This is a genomic window from Burkholderia sp. 9775_39 (assembly GCF_015712225.1).
Classification (GTDB): Bacteria; Pseudomonadota; Gammaproteobacteria; order Burkholderiales; family Burkholderiaceae; genus Burkholderia; species Burkholderia cenocepacia.
In genome coordinates, this window is record NZ_JACCQC010000081.1 from 1 (window position 1) to 526 (window position 526).

At 56.3% G+C, this 526-nt stretch carries 1 pseudogene; it reads right to left on the bottom strand.

The annotated features are described in order from the left end of the window. Positions 1-308: 308 nt before the first annotated feature. Positions 309-526, bottom strand: a pseudogene (locus H0X90_RS35975) (recombinase family protein); the annotation flags it as partial.

The window sequence follows — 526 nt, forward strand, 5'->3', positions numbered from 1 at the left end:
CGCGGTCGCGAACACACTGAACTCTCGACCACGTAAAACGCTCGGATGGAAAACGCCAGCGGAAGCATTCCACGAACTGTTATCCGCAACATAACGATGGATGTTGCGACGACTCCTTGAACCTAAGAAATGAGCCATTCAATCAAGACATGGCTCACCAAGAAGTGAGGCCCGGGGGAGGCTCTCACTGTGCCACGACGCACGGGAATACCACTCGGTGGCGCAAATAGAGTTTCATATTCTGCCGGTTCAGGCAAATCAACAATTCTTCACAAAACACGTCGGACTGCAAAGAATCAGGCTGAAAGTCATTCGGCGGCGGCTCCCCGTTTTTTGAGGCGATGCAAGGTTCTGGGGTGAACATTGAAGCGCTCAGCGACATGTGCCGTGGTTTCGGATTGAAGCAGACATAGCGCTTGTCGAGACTCGTCGGGACCGAGCGCCCGGCGGCGTCCGAGTCGTGTGCCGCGAGCACGTGCGGCGTCAAGCCCCGCGCGAGTGCGTTCGCTAATGAGCCGTCGTTCGA